19 protein-coding genes are annotated in these 21,888 nt (G+C 43.0%); 15 read left to right on the top strand and 4 right to left on the bottom strand.

Annotated elements, in window-relative coordinates; translation table 11 throughout:
• Positions 1 to 32: 32 nt before the first annotated feature.
• The 7 genes from ADP71_RS02070 (at position 33) to secB (ending at position 6,663) form a co-directional block, all read left to right on the top strand.
• Positions 33 to 809: a hypothetical protein gene (locus ADP71_RS02070; protein ID WP_171460851.1), complete on the top strand. Its 777-nt coding sequence runs from the start codon at positions 33 to 35 to the stop codon at positions 807 to 809.
• A complete protein-coding gene (locus ADP71_RS12935) occupies positions 806 to 1,708 on the top strand; it encodes a phospholipase D-like domain-containing protein (protein ID WP_216604026.1) in 903 nt (300 codons plus the stop codon). The genes ADP71_RS02070 and ADP71_RS12935 overlap by 4 nt, the downstream gene beginning before the upstream one ends.
• Complete coding sequence (locus ADP71_RS12940; protein WP_216604028.1) at positions 1,709 to 2,284, top strand: phospholipase D-like domain-containing protein; 576 nt, start codon at positions 1,709 to 1,711, stop codon at positions 2,282 to 2,284. It abuts the gene before it with no gap.
• A gap of 22 nt (positions 2,285 to 2,306) precedes the next feature.
• Complete coding sequence (locus tag ADP71_RS02080) at positions 2,307 to 4,475, top strand: primosomal protein N' (RefSeq protein ID WP_019957298.1); 2,169 nt, start codon at positions 2,307 to 2,309, stop codon at positions 4,473 to 4,475.
• 10 nt (positions 4,476 to 4,485) lie between these two features.
• Positions 4,486 to 5,856, top strand: a complete 1,371-nt coding sequence (gene dacB, locus ADP71_RS02085) for a D-alanyl-D-alanine carboxypeptidase/D-alanyl-D-alanine endopeptidase (RefSeq protein WP_158667064.1) — start codon at positions 4,486 to 4,488, stop codon at positions 5,854 to 5,856.
• Positions 5,857 to 5,930: 74 nt separating this feature from the next.
• Positions 5,931 to 6,191 (top strand): glutaredoxin 3, encoded by a 261-nt coding sequence (gene grxC / locus ADP71_RS02090; RefSeq protein ID WP_019957300.1) that lies wholly within the window; start codon positions 5,931 to 5,933, stop codon positions 6,189 to 6,191.
• A 25-nt stretch (positions 6,192 to 6,216) separates the two neighbouring features.
• On the top strand, positions 6,217 to 6,663 hold the full coding sequence (secB, locus tag ADP71_RS02095) for a protein-export chaperone SecB (RefSeq protein ID WP_019957301.1): 447 nt from the start codon (positions 6,217 to 6,219) through the stop codon (positions 6,661 to 6,663).
• Positions 6,664 to 6,776: 113 nt separating this feature from the next.
• On the opposite strand, the gene ADP71_RS02100 is transcribed toward secB, so the two are convergent.
• Positions 6,777 to 7,301: a GTP-binding protein gene (locus ADP71_RS02100; RefSeq protein ID WP_019957302.1), complete on the bottom strand. Its 525-nt coding sequence runs from the start codon at positions 7,299 to 7,301 to the stop codon at positions 6,777 to 6,779.
• 134 nt (positions 7,302 to 7,435) lie between these two features.
• The gene (locus tag ADP71_RS02105; protein ID WP_171460852.1) at positions 7,436 to 8,932 is read right to left on the bottom strand and encodes a hypothetical protein; all 1,497 of its coding nucleotides are present in this window, start codon (positions 8,930 to 8,932) and stop codon (positions 7,436 to 7,438) included.
• A gap of 597 nt (positions 8,933 to 9,529) precedes the next feature.
• Here ADP71_RS02105 and ADP71_RS02110 point away from each other — a divergent pair.
• Positions 9,530 to 12,343: a hypothetical protein gene (locus ADP71_RS02110; RefSeq protein ID WP_019957304.1), complete on the top strand. Its 2,814-nt coding sequence runs from the start codon at positions 9,530 to 9,532 to the stop codon at positions 12,341 to 12,343.
• A 105-nt stretch (positions 12,344 to 12,448) separates the two neighbouring features.
• Here the strand turns inward: ADP71_RS02110 and clpB are convergent, their stop codons facing one another.
• Entirely contained in the window at positions 12,449 to 15,025 is a 2,577-nt protein-coding gene (clpB, locus tag ADP71_RS02115) for an ATP-dependent chaperone ClpB (RefSeq protein ID WP_019957305.1), read from the bottom strand.
• Positions 15,026 to 15,136: 111 nt separating this feature from the next.
• Here clpB and ADP71_RS02120 point away from each other — a divergent pair, with 111 nt between their 5' ends.
• Positions 15,137 to 16,087 carry a TraB/GumN family protein gene (locus ADP71_RS02120; RefSeq protein ID WP_171460853.1) on the top strand — a complete coding sequence of 317 codons (951 nt, stop codon included), beginning with the start codon at positions 15,137 to 15,139 and terminating at the stop codon, positions 16,085 to 16,087.
• Between the two features lie 51 nt (positions 16,088 to 16,138).
• Here ADP71_RS02120 and fnr read toward each other — a convergent pair whose 3' ends face one another.
• Positions 16,139 to 16,855 carry a fumarate/nitrate reduction transcriptional regulator Fnr gene (fnr, locus tag ADP71_RS02125; RefSeq protein ID WP_104931383.1) on the bottom strand — a complete coding sequence of 239 codons (717 nt, stop codon included), beginning with the start codon at positions 16,853 to 16,855 and terminating at the stop codon, positions 16,139 to 16,141.
• 289 nt (positions 16,856 to 17,144) lie between these two features.
• On the opposite strand from fnr, the gene hemN reads away from it, so the two are divergent.
• The 6 genes from hemN (at position 17,145) to aqpZ (ending at position 21,861) form a co-directional block, all read left to right on the top strand.
• Positions 17,145 to 18,557, top strand: coding sequence for an oxygen-independent coproporphyrinogen III oxidase (gene hemN, locus ADP71_RS02130; RefSeq protein WP_019957308.1), 1,413 nt, complete (start codon positions 17,145 to 17,147; stop codon positions 18,555 to 18,557).
• A 143-nt stretch (positions 18,558 to 18,700) separates the two neighbouring features.
• The gene (gene rraA, locus ADP71_RS02135; protein WP_104932360.1) at positions 18,701 to 19,195 is read left to right on the top strand and encodes a ribonuclease E activity regulator RraA; all 495 of its coding nucleotides are present in this window, start codon (positions 18,701 to 18,703) and stop codon (positions 19,193 to 19,195) included.
• Between the two features lie 25 nt (positions 19,196 to 19,220).
• Positions 19,221 to 19,634 carry an OsmC family protein gene (locus tag ADP71_RS02140; protein ID WP_019957310.1) on the top strand — a complete coding sequence of 138 codons (414 nt, stop codon included), beginning with the start codon at positions 19,221 to 19,223 and terminating at the stop codon, positions 19,632 to 19,634.
• 2 nt (positions 19,635 to 19,636) lie between these two features.
• Positions 19,637 to 20,074 carry a hypothetical protein gene (locus tag ADP71_RS02145; RefSeq protein ID WP_019957311.1) on the top strand — a complete coding sequence of 146 codons (438 nt, stop codon included), beginning with the start codon at positions 19,637 to 19,639 and terminating at the stop codon, positions 20,072 to 20,074.
• A gap of 162 nt (positions 20,075 to 20,236) precedes the next feature.
• Positions 20,237 to 21,079: a sulfurtransferase gene (locus ADP71_RS02150; protein ID WP_104931384.1), complete on the top strand. Its 843-nt coding sequence runs from the start codon at positions 20,237 to 20,239 to the stop codon at positions 21,077 to 21,079.
• Between the two features lie 86 nt (positions 21,080 to 21,165).
• Positions 21,166 to 21,861 carry an aquaporin Z gene (aqpZ, locus tag ADP71_RS02155; protein ID WP_019957313.1) on the top strand — a complete coding sequence of 232 codons (696 nt, stop codon included), beginning with the start codon at positions 21,166 to 21,168 and terminating at the stop codon, positions 21,859 to 21,861.
• The last annotated feature ends 27 nt before the right edge of the window (positions 21,862 to 21,888 follow it).

Here is a 21,888-nt window from a genome sequence, read left to right on the forward strand (position 1 = left end):
ATTATTGGTTGGGAATTGTCAGGGGAACAAGTATGCAGAATTTTTATGAGATTTTAGGCATTGAAAGCAATGCCACATCGATGGATGTGGAAAAGGCGATTCGCTTGGCACGCCAGCGTGGTGATGTGGAAGAAACTGTTTTGATGCAAGCGCGCAATTGCTTGATTGACCCTAAAATGCGCAAGATATACAACCATAAAATGGGTATCAAAGTCGCCGCTAGAGTGCGTGGCGGTTCGGGTTTGAAGTCGAGTATGCCGTTTTGGATACCGGTGACGGTATTGGTGGTATTGTTATTGGGCGGGTTGGTGGGGCTGCATTTTGCGCGACAAGATGCAGCCGAAAAAAGACAAGAAGCACAAGAGCGTGCACAAATGGCCAAAATGCAACAAGCAGACGCACAAGAGGGTATCGTGCACAGTGCCCAACCTAAAATGGGTGCGTGGGAGTCTAGCCAATTAATGTATGCACCGACACCGCAATATATGCAAGCCTCGACACAATTGCAAAACGAATTTTCTATGTTCAAACAAGCCAAACTGGTTTTGTCGGTGCCAGAGGGTGAACCTGCGCAATTATTGATGGTATTAGATCAAAATATTTTTTGTGAAAATGATTGCCGCATACAATTGGTTTTTGATGAGTACAATCGTTTTGCTTTGCCATCACAGGCGCATGGTAATTATTTGGCAGCCGCTGTATCGGACAGCGTCTTAAGCAGTTTTGAACATGATGGCAAGGTGACGATCATATTGCCCGATCAAGATCAAAGCACGTTTGTTTTTGAATATCGAGCTTTAAAGCCATGATAACAGCCACGTCTTGGTCTGAAATCTTATTGTGGTTGCATTTGATGGCGACTTTGATTTGTGCGCTGCGGGTATTGTATTTTCAGAAAAAAACGGGCGTGGCTTTGGCGTGGTTGGTTGTGTTGATTTTGACGCCAGTGGTAGGCGTAGTGGCGTATTTTTTGGTGGGCGAAACCCGTTTGGGTCGAGCAAGGCTGCGACGCAAGCAAGAGTTGACACAGTTTTATCAAGATTTCAGCCGCGAATATGTGGCGCATGGTTTACCACGAGCGGTATTACCATCTCCTTGGCAATCCATTAGCGATATAGCCAGTCATGCTACGGGGTTTACTGTCAATAGCGGTCATCAATGTCAGTTTTTAAATCAAACAGATGCCATTTTAGCTGCCATGGTGGTCGATATTCATCAGGCGCAAAGAACTGTGGTGTTGATGTTTTATATCATTGAACCCAAAGGTCAGGTGGCGCATGTCTTAGAAGCGGTGTTGTCTGCACGTGAACGAGGGGTGCATTGTGAAATTATGGCAGATGGTTTGGGCAGCGCATCGTTTTTCAAATCGGCTTGGTATGAACGTTTGCGTCAAGCCGGCGTGCTATTGCATCAATCTTTGCCTGTGGGCTTGCTAAAAACTTTATTGGTACGCAGTGATTTGCGCAACCACCGCAAAATGTTGGTCGTCGATGAGCATGTGGCGTATACAGGCAGTTACAATTTGGTGGATTCACAAGTCTTCAAACAAAGCTCGGATGTGGGACAATGGGTCGATATGGTGGTGAGGGTCGAAGGGGCGGTGGTATTGCATTTATTGGCAATGTTTTATGCAGATGTGGCAGTTGAGCGGCAACAAGACTTATTACAAGTGCAAAATTGGTGGCGCAACCGTGGTGATTTTGTTTAATTGGCCACTCAGCGTTTACAGAAAACAGGTTCGCTCATACAACTGATTCCTTCCGCGCCAGACCAATCTCACACGGTTTTTTATGATGTTTTGATTGCTGCGTTGTATCAGGCCCAACACAATATCGTCATTAGTACGCCTTATTTTGTACCAGATGATGCTTTGTTATTGGCATTGACCACAGCCGCAAGGCGCAAGGTATCGGTTTTTTTGATTGTGCCAGCGAAGGTCGATTCTTTTTTGGTGCGCCATGCGTCGTTGGCTTATTTTCGAGAATTGCTCGACAGCGGCGTACACATTGCTCAGTTTCAGGACGGTTTATTACACACCAAAAGTGTGGTGATTGATGAATCTGTCGCTTTCTTTGGTACGGTCAATATGGACATGCGCAGCTTTTATTTGAATTTGGAATTGACCTTGGCTTTGTACAGCGTGGCAGATATTCGTGTGTTGGCAGCACAACAACAGCATTATTTGCAAGACAGTATTTTGGTCGATGCGCAAGCTTGGAAACACCGTTCTGTGCCATCACGCCTGCTTGAAAACGTGGTGCGTTTATTAGGACCTTTGTTGTAATTTTGTTAGAAAGTTCAATTCGATGTATTGGCACCAAATCGCCATCAATGTGCCGCTTGAGCGCTTGTTTACTTATTCTCATCCAACTGTGTTGCCTGCGGGTACTTTGGTGGTGGTGTCGTTTCGCAATCGTCGCAGCGTTGGTGTGGTGTGGGCGCAAGTGGAAGAATTGGATTTTGATGCCGCCAAAGTGTTGCCTGTATTGGAAGTATTGGCAGACGTACCGCCCTTAAGCCGTCATTGGCGTGAGATGATGGATTTTTGCAGTCGTTATTATTTGTACCCTTTGGGTCAAGCTGTGGGGGCGGCATTGCCACAAGGCTTGCGTGATAAAGAGGGTTTTGTGGCGCAAGAAACCAAGCGTTGGTATCGCTTTAATGAAGCAGGCAAAACCGCAGTCAAAGAACCCTCATTGAGCCACCATAAAAAACATGCATTGTGGCAAGCTTTACACAGTCAATGTCTGTCACTGCGAGAATTGAAACAAATCCATCCACAAGCGGCAGCACAGTTGGCGCAATATGAAGCACAAGGCTATCTGGATGTGCGCGACACGCCTTTGAAAATGGGTTTTGCGACTGAATTTGTGCTCAATGAAGCGCAAGAACAAGCCAAAACCGCCATCGTGGCAACGTTGAACCAATTTCAAGCATTTTTACTGCATGGGATTACAGGCAGCGGTAAAACCGAAGTGTATTTTGCAGTGATGGCGCAAGTATTGGCGCAGGGACAACAAGTGTTGATGTTGTTGCCTGAAATTAATTTGACGCCGCAATTATTGTCCCGTGTGCAAGAGCGGTTTTATGGTTATGAAACGGCGGTATTACACAGTCAAACTGCTGCAGGCGTACGCAGCCAAGATTTTGTGCGGGCGATGAAAGGCGAGGTGTCTTTGGTTATTGGCACGCGTTTAAGCGTGTTCACGCCCATGCCCAATTTAGGCTTGATTGTGGTGGATGAAGAACATGATGGTTCATTCAAACAGCAAAACGAATTGCGTTATCATGCGCGAGATGTGGCGTTGTGGCGAGCCAAGCAAGCGTCTTGTCCCATTGTATTGGGCAGCGCAACACCCAGTTTAGAGTCTTGGAACAATGCCAAAACGGCGCGTTTTCAATTGTTGTCCTTGCCAATGCGAGCCAATAGCCAAGCGACTTTGCCCAAGGTACATATTTTAGATGTCAGTCGTTTGCCGTTGGAACATGGCGTGTCTGAACCCGTGAAACAAGCATTGCTGAAAAATTGGCAACAAGGCGGTATGTCTTTGGTGTATTTAAACCGCCGTGGTTTTGCGCCTGTATTGGCGTGTACCTCTTGTGGGCATACGTTTGATTGTCCCAATTGTTCGGCAAAATTGGTTTGGCATCAACGACAGAATCAATTGCGTTGTCATCATTGTGATTTGCGCCAAGCTGTACCACCGTTTTGTAGTGAGTGCCACGATACCGACCTGAAACCGCTTGGGCAAGGTACGCAAAGAATAGAAGAGGCCTTACAAGAATGGTTGCCACATGCTCGCATTGTGCGAGTGGATCGAGACAGCACCAGCGGCAAACAAGATTGGCACGATTTATATGAGAAAATCCAAGCCGATGCGGTTGATGTGTTGGTTGGTACGCAAATGCTTGCGAAAGGGCACGATTTCGCTCGTTTGAATTTGGTGGTGATTTTGAATGCTGATGGCGCTTTGTATTCCAGTGATTTTCGTGCGCCTGAACATTTGTTTTCGCAATTGTTGCAAGTTTCAGGACGAGCAGGTCGAGCCGAAACCGCAGGTCGGGTGTTGTTGCAAACGCAAATGCCTGAGCATCCCGTGTTTCATGCTTTGGTGAAGCAAGATTATGCAGCGTTTGCCAATCAAGAATTGGCGTTGCGACAAGCTTACCAATTCCCACCGTTTGCCCACATGTTGGCGGTGCGAGTGGATGCACCACAAATGGACATGGCACAAAATTTATTAGAGCAGATTTTAGAAAATATAGAGCTGCCTGAAGATGTCAGCGCATTTGGTCCCGTACCGATGTTGATGGCCAGATTGAATCAGCGTGAGCGCGCACAAATTTTTTTACAAGCGCCATCGCGACAATCTTTACACAAAGCAGGACGATTGTTTCAGGCCGCTTTGCTGCATGCGATGCCGCATCAAAGCCAGTGGCGTTTTGCTTTGGATGTGGATGTACAAGATGCTTAATGGGGGATGGATGTTACAGAAGAAAACAATCAAAATAGGTTTGTTAGCGTGCTTGTTGATGCCGATGTGGGCACAGGCTTTGAATTTGGGTACTTTGCGTGCCGATGAAGTGGCTGTCTTTGCACAGAATGTACAAACCAAACAAGTCGTGGCGGAGCACCGAGCTGATGCGCTGATGAATCCAGCTTCGACCATGAAGTTGGTAACGGCTTGGCACAGTTTGAATGTTTTGGGTGCGCAGCACCGAGTCCACACTTATTGGCACAGTCGCGCTCCAATTGAAAATGGCGTCTTGAAAGGCGATTTGGTGTGGCGTGGCAGTGGTGATCCTTTGCTCAATCAAGAAGATGTGTTGGGTATGATGAAGCAATTGCAAGCGCAAGGCATACGTCATATTCAAGGCAAATTGGTTTTGGACGAAAGCTTGTGGCAAAACATTCCTACGGCTTTGAATTTCAACGATGATGGTGAGGCCGCATTTACGGTCAATCCACATCCGCACATGCTCAATTACCATGTCGTGTGGCTGCAATATTCACCCAATGAAGCAGCACGTTGGCAAGTTCATCCTCCTTTGGCCCATGTGACGGTCAATGATGATTTGGTGCGCCGTGTGGGCAATGGTGCTTGTGGCATGCTCAAACGCCGTTTGAAAAGCGACTGGTCGGCTGACAATGTGATTGTGCTGCGAGGCAATGTGACTGCTGCTTGTGCTCAGAATCAATTGTATAGCAAAGGTGTCGTTGGAGCGGAATATGCACACAAGGCATTTTTAGGTTTGTGGCAAAGCTTGGGTGGTACAGGTGCACAAACTTTTAGTGTGAGCCAAAGCCCCATTCCAGCTGGTAGAGTATTGAGCCGACATGCATCTTTGCCTGTGTCTGAGATGGTCAACCGCATGAACAAGTATTCTAACAATGTGATTGCACGTTCATTGGTCTTGTTGGCACATCCTCAAAACCAAGGTGATGGCGCTCAAGCTTTGAGTGTGTTGCGTCAGCGCTTAACTCAAGCTCCTTGGGATACCAAAGCTTGGGTCGTTGAAAATGGTTCAGGTTTGTCACGCATTGAGCGAGTCAGCGCTCGCAGTATGAGTGACATGCTCAAACACATAGACCAAAGTGCGATGCAAGCGGTTTTTAGACAAAGTTTGCCTATTGCGGGGATAGATGGAACCTTGCGCAATCGCTTACAGTCTATGCGCGGTCAATTGTTTTTAAAAACGGGTACGCTCAATGGGGTTAAGGCATTGGCAGGTTATGGAGTGAACAAACGTGGACAGACCATTGCCTTGAGTATTTTTATCAATGGTCCTGAAGCGAATCACACCACCGAGCAATTGGATGCCTTGGCAATGAGAATTATGGATTTGGCACAATAATCACAGATGCAGTACTTGCATTTTGAGACAATTGTCCCTATCTTGATGCCATATTGAAAGATGGAGCAAGTGTGATGCAAAAAGTGACCATGTACACTTCCTCATATTGTCCATATTGTGTGATGGCAAAACGCTTATTGGCACAATATGGCGTGACTGAAGTAGAAGAAGTGAGAATTGATAGAGATGCTGAACAATACGCATACATGCAAGAAGTCACAGGCTTACGCAGTGTGCCACAGATTTTTATCGGCGAAACCCATGTGGGTGGATTTGACAGTTTGAATGCGCTCAATCGAGCAGGTCAATTGGCCACCTTATTAAACGGCGAATGATTTTTTAAAGAACGGGAAAACGAAAATGGCAGAAGAAAACCAACCAGTATTCAGCATCGAAAAAATTTATGTCAAAGATTTGTCTTTGGAAGTGCCTCATGCACCTCAAGTTTTCTTGACCAATGAGTCTCCTGAAGTTGAAATGAAAATTGCAACGCGTGGCGATAAAATTGAAGAAGGTTTTTACAACGTGAGCGTGACTGTGACAGTGACGGCTAAGTTGGCGACAGAAGACAAAACCATGTTCTTGAGTGAAGTGACTCAAAACGGTATCTTCCGCATTTCGAATATTGATGATGAAGATGTGAATTTGTTGTTGGGCGTGGCTTGTCCTAACATCTTGTTCCCGTATGCACGTGAAGCCATTTCTACAACGGTTACCCGCGCAGGTTTCCCACCTGTGATGTTGGCGCCAATCAATTTTGAAGCCATGTACCAATCACAAGGTGAAGCGGTTCAAGGCAATGCTTAATTAGCATTGTAATGATGAAAGCGTCCTGTAAAGATTACAGGACGCTTTTTTTATAATAATGGTGTTGCTGATGTGATTGTGATTTTGTATTGTCATGAGATCAATGAAAAAATCTAACTAAAAAGCAAAGTCATTACCAAGCGTCTGACTTCACGTTCTTCGCGCGCATCCATTAATAAAACAGGAATGCCGATGCGAAATTGCTCAGTAATGCCTTTGTAATCGCTGCGATTGGGCATGGGATTGTCTTTGTCGACTTGATTGATGCCAACCACAACAGGCAAATCTTGCTCGATAATCAAATCTTTGAATGCAGACAAATAAAAATGTAAGTCTTCTAATGGTTTTTCTGCGCTGCCATTGATCAATATGACCAAACCCATGCTGCCACGGCTGAGAATTTCCCACATGAAATCAAATCGTTTTTGACCTGGCGTGCCATATAAGTGTACTTTGGTTTCTGCATCTAAAATGACGGAACCATAGTCCATGGCAACCGTGGTTTGGTCTTTGATTTTGGATACATCATCAGATGCGCGTACCTCGGTTAAGATAGGATCAGAACCGCTAAAAGCTTTGATGAGTGTGGTTTTTCCTGAGCCAACGGGACCTGTAAAGATGATTTTATGCTCAAACACAGAGACCCCCCTCTTTTTTAATTGATAGGTTTCGAAATGTGATTTTGATGCTTAAGTATGTATGCTTATTGAATATTTAGATTAGAGTCCTTTTTAAAAGTTGCATATTACATGAAAGAATTGCCTGAGTGATTCTATGATTTTGGTAGTTTTATTGTGACACAAGTCCAAGTATTTTTTTCAGTTTGAATGTTGATTTGACCACCTTTTTCATCTAACCAGTTGCGTAAACTATATAAGCTTTGTGCATTTTTTGCTGCATTGATGGCAGACAATGGCGCAAATTCAGGTTCAAAAAGACAATGTAACAATTGTTCTGAATTTATAGGCGAAGTTTGATTTTCTGCAAGCCAGCCCAAGTCCATTGCATATAAAGTAATGGCGTCAAAATCTATGCCTTGACCATCATCTTCGATGTTTAAAATGTGTTGTGAATCTGTGCTGGTGAAAGAGACGGTGATTTGCCCTAATGAATTTTTGCCTTGGTGTTCGCGCAAAAGAGGTTCTTCAATCCGATACATAACTGCATATTGAATCAAATACCATGCGCAGTCTTGTAATTTATAAGCCAACTGCAAAGGAAGATGTTGAAATAAATGTGATGGGCACGTTAAGTGAATGCTTTTGTGATTGTGTTGAGCGATGTTCGCCAAATCGTGTTGCCATTGTTGAAGTTGATCATCTTCTTGCCAAGCCAGTTCCATAGAATAATTGGTTGGTTCGGATGCCAAATGCGCTTCTTGAGGTGTTTGTTTTAAAGCCTCAAAACGGGCATCAATTTGTTCCATCAGATGGACAAGATTTTGTAGTCTCTGGGTTAACACAAGTAGCGGCTGAAAATGGGTGCGGTTTAAATAATGTTGTTGTTTTAAATCGAGTAGTTGTAAATTAAATTCATCCAGTAAATGGCACAATACAGTTAATTCGTATTGATTTGCCATTTGTTGCAATTGTTCAGTGTGTTGTAATAAAGTTGGAATGAGTAGTTTGTAAGCTTCAGGACGGCTACATTCTTGTTTTAAAAGATAGGATAAGGCTTCAATATGTTTGGTGGTTTGTGCAATGATGTTTTGTAGAGAACTGGTATCTAAGTAAATCAGTGACAGTAAAAACTGAGTATGTGTATCAATAGCATGAGGCATGACATTATCGACTTGAGAGTCTAGGGTGATTTCGTTGACGGTCACCAAGATGTGTGTAATGTCTTGTTGCTCATAAATACGTGTAAAGTGAAAGCTTAAGCACTTTGAGATATGTGTGCCAGTGTTTTGGTCGGTGAAGTGTAAGTCTATGTGGCTTAATGGATTGAGTTCTTGTAATAAGTGAAGTGAAATAGTAGGGTCAAATAATTGTTGCAAAAAGCGCTCAATCAAAGGCACTTCTGTTTTTGAAATGAAGGGACGTAAGGCTGCGACCATATTTTTACCGCGCAATTCAGATTGGTGTAGCAGGGTATTTAGATGGCGTGAGTGTTGTTGGTTTAGATGGTGGTTTCTATCTAGTAAAAACAGTCCGCTGTTGATGTTTTGAAACATCATTTCATATTGCTGTTGTTGTGCTAATGAATGTTGTTGTTGTCGTTGAAATTGGTTTTGTTGTTGCCAAATAAAATAAGCATATAAAAACTGCATGACTATGCCTAACAGCGGCATGATGTACCAGGCGGACTGAAATTGCCACAGCAAATAAGTTGTGAAAAACAGAATGCCACTTAATAGTAAGTTAAATAAAAAAATAAGATGTAATTTTTTATAGTGGCTGATAGATGTTTGGTCAAAGAAATCGGTAAAGTGCATAAATTCACCTAATTTATACTTAAGTCATTAAAATTTAAACAATTTAAAATTTAAAAATACCGTTAATCAACGCGTGACATTCAATAACGCTCATGGAAAAGTTTTGATGATGGAAACTTTTATATTGTTTAACTTACTAATTAATATTAGAGATGTAGGTGAGTATCCCATTTAATTTATTAATTTAAAATGATTATTTTATGTCTGGCCTATTATTCGGTGGAATCAATATATGGGCATTGAATCATGGTGTGATGGTCATTGTTTTTATGATTTTGGCTTGTGAGTTTACATTGAATTGCATATTATGCAACTGTTTATTGATTAGATCGATGCAATTGAGATCTATATATTATTCCATGCAAATTATCATTGCTTTGTATAACATGAAAAGTCTTGAAGGTGATCCATCCGTGATTCGGAGAGTGTGAAATGAATGCTGAAAAGAAGCTGATTATTGGATTGGGGGATTTGTTTAAATCTTCTAGTGAATTAGATGGAATGGCTGCTCCCGTAGCAAACAGTTCTTATGCAGCAGTGCGTATTTGCAGTAGCCAAAATCAGTTTGTACCTACTGATGGTCTATTTTTGTGGCAACCGTATTGTGTGGATTTAAGACGCACTTTATTAAAGCAATTACTACCATTCTTAGATAATGAGCCAGCTCAAAAGAAAAAAATTCCGTTTGCAGATTTTAAGGTGTCACGTCGTTATGCACGGGTGTTGTTTTCTCAACATCAAGATTGGGTGTGGAGTTGTGTGGCTTCTAGTTTGAGAGACAATGCCATTGAGCCTGACAGTGTGGTTATGCTTATTGATATGGTGGATTCTTTTGCCAATGCAGTATGGGTAGATTGTTTGTTTGGTTTGAAGCAGCAATATCCTAATTGTCACTTTTATCCTGTATTTTTCTTGCCGAAGATGGATGACTTATCGGTTGAGCAAGCCGCGGTTATTGGGGCTGCGGTGACTGAATTAAGTCAATTAAGCCAAGGTAAATGGACGCCCTCGGATATTCGTACTGGCAATGCTTATACTAATGATGCACCTTTATGGGACATTGCTTATTTACAGCAATATCCAGAGGCGCAAAGCAATACGGTAACTTTGCAATTAATAGATGCTTTGTTGAAGTTGTCCAATGTCGAGCACAATGATTATGGGACTTTGCGTCAAAGTTTGAGTCAAGAGGGGCATAAGATTTTTCAAGGCAGTACCGCTAAAAGTATGCAGTTACTACCACGCTTTGCTTCTATGCTTGAAATTGCATTGGACTTTGATGTGGAGGCTTTAGAAGAATTATTAATGCTCAAATGCCAAGCAAAATTATTGACTGCTTTAAGCCAAGGTAAGGGTGCTGAGCAAGAGCAATACAGCTTAGAAGCTTTGAATCAATTGGGTTTTATTTTAACCAGTGAGCAATTGTGTTTAGATGCTGATAGTTGCAATATGGTTTTGGGTGAGTTACACAGTATTGAAAATGAATGGGATCAATACAAACGCCAAGTTTTATTGGAATTGGAGCACAGAAAAGACAGTTGGCATGATAAAGCTGAATTCATTGCAACCAATTTTCGCAGTTATTATGATACTAAATTTCGTCAAAAAGGCGTTGAAAAGTATTACGACCATTCCGATATTCGCTTAAATAAAATGTCTAAAGCGTATATTGCTAAAATTGAAAAACATTTTTGGCAATCATGGCAGCAAGGACAAAGCGGTTTAAGTACCTTGAAATCAGTCATTGAGAGTTTAATCATTCATTATGTTCAAGACCATCACAATTATTTGATTAAGCAAGAAAAATCCATTGAGCAGGTTAAAACTGGCGCGGCGTGGTGGGAAAGTATGTCTGGGCAATGGCAACGTGGTGATTGGACAGAGCGTGCAAAAATTGAAACTGAGGTTTCGATTGAAGAAGTGGCCAATCAAATGAGTGATTTGTTCATGCATCGTTGTCACTATAAAGCCAATGTGTTTGCCGAACGTTTGATTTTAGGTATGCAGCCTTATTTATTGAATTTACAACAGCAATTGTCTAATGCCGCTGAAGCATGGTTAAGTCATGCCACTCAAGCACAAAAAAAACTGAATCAGTCTTTAAGTTTACAGCAAGAAAAATGGTTTCATCGCATCAGTGACAGTGTTCAAAGCTGTTATCTCTTGAAGCCAAATCAAGCCAGCTTGCAATTGTTTGTGGATGTGATTCGGGCGAAGACGGATGCCGCCGCAATTGAGTTGCATCAATTATGGACCAAAGGTTTAGACAGTAATTCTAATTTCAACGTTTTGTTGAATTTTATTGGACAAGGTTCTTGGCAAAGTCACGCTGATGAAATTTCAGCGCAAACAGCGAGAGAGGTTATTCAAACCAATCCTGATATCTTAAGCAAAGTGTTTGAGTTGCGCATCACTGCTTTGGATCAAAAACAAGTACAACATCTTGGTGGTTTGACCTTGAGTAATTTGAATCAGCAATTTGAAACACTGATTCGACCATTAGGCGATATGTTGACAACGCAATACAGCATCAATGAGAGTGCATGTTTGCTGTGTGAAGACAATATTCAGAAAAATGAATTGGTGGCTGTTTGGTTGGCGCAATGTGTGCAACAAAGTATGCCAACTGCAAAAGTAATTTCTTTCCATGGTGAGCGCAGTGTGCAGTTTGTGTATGCCAGTACATGTTATTTAGACGAATGGGTAGAGCTACCTGAGTTTTTGAATGCCTACCGTCAGTTTAAATTTGATGAAGAGGCTTTGTTGCATCTGCATATTGATGGCAGTAACGATACCATTGAAGTGATGCAAAGAAATAGCATTAACCGCAATCGTGAATTAATCCGTCAGCATTTATTATTGGCTTTGATTACAGGACGCTTGGTTGAGGAATCTTCGGCATATGTATTGAATATATCGGATACCAACACTGCTTTGCGATTTGAAACCAATGATTTGGTTGAAGTGGTGGACTATATTGCATTTGAGCACATTCAGCAATTGGTGGAAGCCAATGAGCAAATGCGCACGAAGAAAGTATTTACCAATCAATCTGAAGCATTGCTAAATCAATTGGACGTGGTATTGAATCACATCAAAGAAGCGAGTTTGCCTTTAGGTGTGGATTTGGAAGATGCAGATTGGCGTGATGCGGGTCGTTATGTGGTTTGGAGTAGGGCTGCGCATTATTTGCGTAAGCAATGGCTTAAGCCCAGTGTCAATGGCAAAAAACAACGCGTAGCATGATGTATGGAATCAATAAAAAAGACGCTAACAGCGTCTTTTTTTGATGGTACTTATCATCTATATAAGCGTCCTGTAAACTTTACAGGACGCTTGGTTTATCCAATATTATCCAAATACCAATTGACCATTTTGGGCAGAAATCAAAATGGTGCTGTTTGGGGCGTATGAGCCTGACAACAATTTTTGTGCCAATGGGTTTTCAATTTGTGCTTGAATCGCGCGTTTGAGTGGACGTGCGCCATACACAGGATCAAAACCAACTTCAGCCAAAACATCCAAAGCATCATCATCAATTTGCAAATGCAAATCCAAACTTGCCAAGCGTTTGCGCAAGCTGCTCAATTGTATGCCTGCAATGGAACGAATTTGCGCTTGTCCCAAACTGTGGAATACCACCACTTCATCAATACGGTTAATCAATTCAGGGCGGAAATGCACTTTCACATCATCCATGACGGCAGACTTGATGTCTTCGTATGCTGCATGCTCGCCGAGCAATTGAATGTTGGCACTGCCGATGTTGGAAGTCATGACAATGACGGTGTTTTTAAAATCTACGGTGCGGCCTTGTCCATCGGTCAAGCGACCATCGTCCAATACTTGCAATAAAATATTGAACACATCAGGATGCGCTTTTTCCACTTCATCCAAAAGCACCACGCTATAAGGTTTGCGGCGCACTTGTTCGGTCAAATAGCCGCCTTCTTCGTAACCGACATAGCCCGGAGGCGCACCAATCAAGCGCGAAACCGAGTGTTTTTCCATGTATTCGGACATGTCGATGCGAATCAAGTGTTCTTCGCTGTCAAACAAAAAGCCTGCTAAGGTTTTGCACAACTCGGTTTTGCCTACGCCAGTGGGACCTAAGAACAAGAAGCTGCCGTAAGGCTTGTTTGGGTCGGATAAGCCTGAGCGTGAACGGCGAATGGCATTGGCCACAGCCGTTACCGCTTCGTCTTGCCCAACCACACGTTGGTGCAATACCGCTTCCATATTCAGCAATTTTTCTTTCTCGCCTTGCATCATTTTGGCTACAGGAATACCAGTCATGCGGCTGACGATCTCGGCAATTTCTTCAGCACCGACTTCGGTGCGCAACAATTTATTGCCTTCTTCACCTTTGGGGCTGTTTTCAGCGGCCTGTAACTGTGCTTCTAATTTAGGCAATTCTTCGTATTGCAATTTGGCGACCGCTTCCCATTTGCCTTCACGCTGCAATTGCGCCATTTTGATTTTGATTTGATCAATTTGCTCTTTGATGCCGGCAGAGCCTTGTGATACGGCTTTTTCAGCTTTCCAAACCTCGTCTAAATCAGAGAATTGCTTTTGTAAATCACGCAATTCTTCTTGTATTAAATCCAAACGTTTTTTAGAGGCATCGTCGTTTTCTTTTTTTAAGGCCGCTTCTTCAATGGTCAATTGAATGATGCGGCGATTGAGTTTGTCCATGCTTTCGGGCATGGATTCGCTTTCCATTTTGATTAAAGACGCTGCTTCATCAATCAAATCAATCGCTTTGTCTGGCAAAAAGCGGTCGGTGATGTAGCGCGCTGACAATTCGGCTGCGGCCACAATCGCAGGGTCGGTGATGTTGACTTTGTGGTGGATTTCGTAACGCTCTTTTAAGCCGCGTAAAATCGCAATCGTTGACTCTACGCTCGGTTCATTGACCATGACTTTTTGGAAGCGGCGCTCTAAAGCGGCATCTTTTTCAATGTATTGGCGGTATTCGTCCAAAGTCGTCGCACCCAAACAATGCAATTCGCCACGTGCCAAAGCTGGTTTTAACATATTGCCCGCGTCCATCGCGCCATCGGCCTTGCCTGCGCCAACCAAAGTGTGGATTTCGTCGATGAAAATGATGGTTTGACCGTCGTCTTTGGCTAAATCGTTCAGAACGGCTTTCAAACGTTCTTCAAACTCACCCCGAAATTTCGCGCCCGCAATCAAACTCGCCAAGTCCAATACCAACAAGCGTTTGCCTTTCAAAGACTCGGGCACTTCGCCATTGACAATGCGTTGTGCTAAACCTTCGACAATCGCGGTTTTGCCCACGCCCGGTTCACCAATCAACACAGGATTGTTTTTAGTGCGGCGTTGCAAAACTTGAATGGCACGGCGAATTTCGTCGTCACGACCAATCACAGGGTCGAGTTTGCCATCGCGTGCGCGTTGGGTTAAATCCAAAGTGTATTTTTTCAAAGCTTCACGTTGGTCTTCGGCATTGGCATGGTCCACGCTTTGTCCTCCACGAATGGTGTCTATGGTTTGGTTGATATTGGCTTCGGTGGCGCCAGCTTGACTGAGTAATTTGCCCAAGCTGCCTTTTTCTTGCAACGCTGCTAAGAAAAACAATTCACTGGCAATGAATGTGTCACCTCGTTTGGCAGCGGCTTTGTCCATCAAATTCAAAATATTTTGTAGCTCACGGCTAGGCAATAATTGACCGCCTTGACCTGTGACTTTGGGCAAACTGTGTATCATTTGTTGGGCTTCATTTTGTAAGCGCAACACATCGACACGGGCTTGCTGCAACAGCGACTGGCTGCCGCTGTCAAAATCGTCTAATAATACTTTTAAGATATGTACCGCTTCCAGATAGCCGTTATCATTGCGCATCGCTAAACTTTGGGCGTCCTGTAAGGCTTGTTGGAAACGCTGAGTCAATTGTTCAAAACGCATGGAACACTCCTGTAATAGGTTTACTTGATGTATCCCATATGGGTTTAGATATGGCAGAGTCAAGGTTTAGGTTGCATATTTTTACATCAATAAACAGAAAGTAGAGAAAGCGTGAATAGAGTTAGGCAAACTTGTTTATTAAAATGGCATTTATTTTTATTGGGTATTTTTTTATTTTTTTGGAATGTGTCTATTGCATGGGCAAACGATGCTCATGGTGGTTTTGTGTGGCAAGTCACTGCACCGAATCAAACCACATCTTATTTAATCGGAACGATACACACAGGTAAAAAAGGCAGCACTTTACATCCAGATTATGCACAAGCTTTACAGCACAGCCGTTTGTTGGTGGTGGAGTCTAGAGAAGAGGATTGGCAAGGGGTGGATGGTATTGCCAATGTGATGGCTTTGCAGGCGATGATACATGATGAAAAGTCTTTGCATGCACATTGGGGCGAAAAGCGTGTTGCGGCTTTAAATCGTTTGCTGAGTCAACATGGTAGCGCAGTGGTTTTGGATGGCGATGCGCACATTGCACCATGGATGGCTTATATGATGATGGTGACCGATTACAATTTTGCAGAATACAGCATCGAATATGGTGTGGATGCTTTGCTCAATCAAGCAGCTAAAAAGCAGCAAAAAGCGGTATTGTCATTGGAAACTTTAGAGCCAATAGTGGCATTTATGCAGATTCCTAAAGCGGTTTTATTGCGTGGTGTGGACAGTAGCTTGCAACATTACGAGCCTGCTTTGCAAGAACAATTGAAATTATTGCAATTATATCAACATGAAAACAGCCGCCCATTTGTACAAGAAATTTTAGATCAAAAAGCAGCGGTGCGTTATTTGGCTGCGCAAGATCAATCATTTTGGCAGGCGTTTTTGTATGAGGATTTATTGGCACAGCGCAATCGTGCGTGGATGCCTAAAATGGAGCGTCATTTCAAACAACAGCCAACGACTGTGGCCGTCGGTGCGGCACATTTGTTTGGGAAGGATGGTTTGATTGTGTTATTGCGTGAGCGTGGTTTTAAGGTGGAATCGGTTTTGGCACATTAAAAAAATAAGCGTCCTGTAAAGTTTACAGGACGCTTGATATAGTTGTTTGTTTTATGGTGTTTGGTGAACACAGCCAGAGACCATGTCTTTTAATTTGTGAATGTCATTGATGCGAATGTGTTTGTGGTCCACATCAATCAAACCGCTTTGATGGAATTTTGACAAATTGCGACTGACGGTTTCCAGTTTTAAGCCCAAGTAACTGCCGATTTCTTCGCGTGACATGCGCAAAATAAAATCGGTGGCAGCAAAGCCACGTTTTTGTAAACGTTGGGATAAATTCAATAAGAATGCAGCAATGCGTTCTTCCGATTTCATGTTGCCTAAAAGCAACATCACACCTTGATCTCGGACAATTTCACGACTCATCAAGCGGTAAAAATGTGTTTGCAGCGATGGAATCTCTTGGGTCAAATCTTCCATACGATCAAATGGTAATTCACACACTTCGCTGTCTTCTAGGGCGATGGCATCACAGGTATGGGCGCCTGATGAAATGCCGTCCAAGCCAATCAACTCGCCAGACATAGAAAAACCAGTCACTTGGTCACGGCCATCTTGGCTGGCAATGACGCTTTTGAAAAAGCCTATGCGAATGGCAAACAAGGCAGAAAAGGGTTCACCTGCTCGAAACAGGTATTCACCACGCCTAATGCGGCGGCTTTGGCGAATCACAGCATCTAATTGTGTGATTTCTTCTGGATTTAAACCTACTGGTAAACACAGTTCGCGCAAAGAGCAGGTGGAGCACAAAGTTTTTAGTTGCATTCAGAGACTTTTCATAAAGTGAATAATTAAAAAAAAAGGCTGCAACAAAATGAGCAAATTAAGGTTGAAAAAGCTTTATTACTTTGTTGTACGAGCTATTTGAAGTGCATAGCTTTTATATATTTTGGAATCTACACATCATTTTACTTCAGCCATTTCCTGATGTGAATCAAAAAAAAATGATTCAGATGGTTTATGTTGATATAGGCTAAACCGCTTTGGCATAAAAAGTGGCACGATATTGTTTAATTAAATGATGTATGAGCATGATATATAGATAGGTTTTCGAGTGTTTACTTATAAAAATACAGCAGTAGATTTTGACCGACCATTGGTTGAAAAATTATTTAAAAATGGTCCTCGTTATACCTCGTATCCCACTGTAGAGCGATTTGATAAGCAGTTTGGACCCAAACAATACTTGCGAGCCTTGCATCAAAGGCAGGCAGGGGCTTTGAGTCGACCATTGTCTTTGTATGTGCATATTCCATTTTGTGATACGGTTTGCTACTACTGCGGTTGCAATAAAATTGTGACCAAAAATGTGGCGACCGCAGATGAATATGTGGCGTATTTGGGGCGTGAGTTAGATTTGATTGGCAACCATTTAAAAGGTCAACACCAATTGGCTCAATTGCATTTTGGTGGTGGCACGCCGACTTTTTTAACAGCGACGCAATTGACACAAATTTTGGAACACATCCAGCGCCATTTTCAGTTGAGTGAACGTGGCGAGTATTCAATTGAAATTGATCCGCGCCAAATATCGGTAGAAACAGTGTATCGATTGCGTGAATTGGGTTTTAATCGTTTGAGTGTGGGTGTGCAAGATTTTGATGAGTCGGTGCAAAAAGCGGTCAATCGTGTGCAATCGGTAGAGCATACTCGTGCCATCATTGAGGCGGCGCGTGCGGCAAAATTTCATTCGGTGAATGTGGATTTGATTTATGGTTTGCCGCATCAAAGTTTGGCTTCGATGCAAAAAACGTTGCAAACAGTCATTGAATTGGATCCCGATCGTTTGGCTTTTTACCAATACGCGCACATGCCACACATGTTCATGCCACAACGGCGCATTGACGATGCTCATTTGCCTTCAAGCAAGGAAAAAATGGACATTTTACAATGGGCGGTCAATTGGCTCACTGAGCAAGATTATGTGTTCATTGGTATGGATCATTTTGCCAAACCGACGGATGAATTGGCAGTAGCATTTCAACAAGGTCGCTTGCAACGCAATTTTCAAGGTTATTCCACTCATGGCGATTGTGATTTGGTTGGGGTAGGCGTGTCTAGTATTGGTAAAATCGGTGCCAGTTATGTCCAAAACGAAAAAGATTTGCAGCAATATTATCAAAGCATTGATGAAGGTCGTTTGCCGACCATGCGTGGCTTTTTATTGACACCTGATGACATTTTGCGCCGAGGGGTGATTCATACGTTGATGTGTCAATCGAGTTTGTTGTTTGAACCATTTGAAGAGCAGTATGGCATTTTGTTTCAACAATATTTTGCAGAAGAGTGGCCTGAATTATTGCAACAAGAAGAACAAGGTTTGATTCGCATTGATCGTGACGGGTTGGATGTGACACCCAAAGGTCGTTTTTTAATTCGCAATGTGGCGATGGTATTTGATCGATATTTACGCCATTTCAATACCCATCCTATCAATTTGTCTAGGCGTTATTCTTCTACTTATTAGCAATCTATTTGATTTTCAAGGCATCTTTACAGGACGCCTTTACTTTGTGTGTGGGTTCATGCAAAAATTTGACCTTGCATTGCATCATTAAATGCCGCTTCGCTGTTTTGAATACCATATTGGAAGCTCATTGGAGAGTGATTATGCCCTTAGAACAAGCCATACAAACTGCTGATTTGATTGATTTGGCACCTGAAACACCTTCTTGTGAAGTACAATTCAAGCGTTATGGTAAACACCAACGCTTTTCAGGCCGCACCCGTACCGTTCGTTGTTTTCGTGACAATGGCTTGGTCAAAATCTTGGCCAACAGTTCAGGTAACGGAGATATTTTAGTAGTAGATGGTGGTGGTTCTTTGGCAAGTGCGTTAATGGGTGACCAAATTGCACAAGCGGCGTGTGACAATCAATGGGGTGGCGTGATTATTTATGGTGTGATTCGTGACAGTGTGGCTATCAATCGCATGGAAATGGGTTTGAAAGCATTGGGCACCAATCCACGCAAAAGTGCTAAAGATGGTGTGGGCGAAGTGGATGTGACGGTGAGTTTTGGTGCTGTGGATTTTGTGCCAGGGCATTATGTGTACAGTGATGAAGATGGTATTTTGGTTTCACCCGAGCCGATTCATCACAGTTGATTGAAAGAAAGAAAAGAGGCTTTACATGTTCATTACCTCTCAATGGGTAGATGGAAATTGTTTTGTAGCAAGCAATGCAACCGGTCACACTGTGGTGATGGATGGCAGCGCTACGGCAGGTGAAAAGCGCGGTGCCAGTCCAATGGAATTGTTGTTGATGGGCATTGCAGGTTGTTCAAGTATTGATGTGGTGAGCATTGCTCAAAAGCAGCGTCAAGATGTGGTGGATTGTAAGGCGCGTGTGGAAGCGGTGCGTGCTGAAACAGTGCCTAAAGTATTCACCGAGATTCATATTCATTTTACTGTTGTCGGTCGCAATTTGAGTGAAGAAGCTGTGGGCAAAGCGGTGAGTTTGTCTGCGGATAAATATTGCTCAGCTTCGATTATGTTGGGTCAAGCTGCCAAAGTCACTCACAGTTTTGAGGTTGTAGAGGCATAAAAATGAAGTTAATCAAAAGCAACCAATGGATATTGGTTGTGATTTTGACCATGTGTTTTGGTGCGGCGCAAGCTGCGTCAAGCGAATATCAAGACAGTGGTAAATGGCAATTTATTCATGATGATGGCCGTGGACAAAAAACGTTTATGGATACCAAACATTTTCAGGCCGGTTATCCTGCTTCGATGTTGGTCAAAACCGATGTGGTGCAATGTCATAGTAAATACCGAATGAATACTTGTGCTGAAATTGCCTTATTTGATGTTGATTGTAAAAAAGGTCAACTTAAATATGTGAGAGACATGACGCGTGATGTGGTTGGTAATGTGGTTAAAGAATGGGACAATGCCCGCGCCAAAATGGTGTATCCACCACCTGGAACAGGTTTGGAGACTTTGCTGATTCGAGCATGCCAATACAATAAAAAAGCATTGAAATAAAAAAATTTTAGACAGGGGATTTCCTGTCTTTTTTATTGCTTGGATGAAGTACTGATATTTAAATAAACTAGACAAAGAGGATGGCTTGAGTTAGCGTAAGTCATCGGTTTATAGCCAAGATTTTGTCTTGGCATCTCTTCCCTTTTTTCAAGGAGTCGCACGATGTACACCACTTTAATCAGCGCCCAAGAATTACAACAAATACAGCAACAAAATCAACCTGTTTTACTATTAGGCGTGCGTTTTGATTTGAATGATGCGACGTTTGGACAGCAGGTTTATGAATTGGGTCATATTCCAGGCGCATTCTATTTGCATTTAGAGCGTGAATTGTCTGGTCAAGTCAGTGGTCATAATGGTCGTCATCCTTTGCCTGAGCGCAAGCATTTGGCGCATTGGTTGCGCAATCATGGCTTACAAGAACGTGTACAAGTGGTGGCATATGATCAAGGCAGTACGATGTTTGCAGCACGGGCTTGGGCTTTGGTGCGTTGGTTAGGACATGAGCAAGTGGCGGTATTAAATGGTGGCTTACCCGCTTGGCTGCGAGAAGGTGGAACCTTAAGCAATGTAGCGCCTCAAAAACCAGTGACCACCGATTGGCAACCACAAGAAAGCTTGTTGCACATTAAAACTGCCAGTGATATTGAGCACAACATTCAAATGGCAGAGGCGGTGGTAATTGATGCTCGCAGTGAAGAGCGTTATGCAGGGGAGCCACATCCTTTGGACAAAGTATCAGGGCATATCCCAGGTGCGGCGAACGTATTTTTTCAACGCAATTTGGATGGGCAACATTTGTTTATTAGCCAAGAGCAGTTGAAGGCTTTGTGGCAGCCATGGGCAAACAATAAACCTTTGATTCATCAATGTGGCAGTGGTGTGTCCGCTTGTGTGAATTTGTTGGCACAAAAACATGCGGGCTTGGGTGATGGTGCTTTGTATGTTGGTTCGTGGAGTGAGTGGACCAGTAATGGTCAAAGACCTGTGAGTGTGACTGTGTAACATGGCTTGTCTTCTGGATAGAGCAATGCGTATAGAGTCCATTTACAAAGGACAGATACGCAATAAAAATATATCTAGGAGGCAATATGAGCAAATATTTTGCGGAGTTCTTAGGAACTTTTTGGCTGGTGTTTGGTGGCTGTGGTTCAGCTGTTTTGGCTGCGGCTTATCCTGAGTTGGGCATTGGTTTTGCTGGTGTATCCTTGGCGTTTGGTTTGACTGTTTTGACCATGGCTTATGCTGTGGGTGGTATTTCGGGTGGCCATTTTAACCCTGCTGTTTCAGTCGGTTTGTTGGTGGGTGGGCGTTTTGATAGCAAATTGTTGTTGCCTTATATTGTGTCACAAGTTTTGGGTGCGATTGCCGCAGGTGGTGTGTTATACCTGATTGCTTCTGGCAAAGTGGGTTTTGATGCGGCTGCTTCTGGTTTTGCCAGTAATGGCTATGGCGAACATTCACCTAATGGCTACAATATGCTGTCGGCGTTGGTGATTGAAATTGTGTTAACTGCATTTTTCATCATCATTATCTTAGGTGCGACTTCTAAAGCATCTCAGCCACATTTTGCACCGATTGCCATTGGTTTGGCTTTGACCTTAATCCATTTAATCAGCATTCCAGTGACCAATACTTCGGTGAATCCTGCACGTTCTACGGGTGTGGCGATATTCCAAGGCGGTTGGGCATTGGGTCAATTGTGGTTATTTTGGGTGGCGCCTATTGTCGGGGCGGTGTTGGGTGCGATCATTTACAAAGTGGTTGCTGCTGATCGCGAAGATTAAAATAGTAATTAAGAAGCGTCCTGTAAC

Origin of the sequence: Vitreoscilla sp. C1, assembly GCF_002951955.2 — a bacterium.
GTDB classification, from domain to species: Bacteria; Pseudomonadota; Gammaproteobacteria; order Burkholderiales; family Neisseriaceae; genus Vitreoscilla; species Vitreoscilla stercoraria.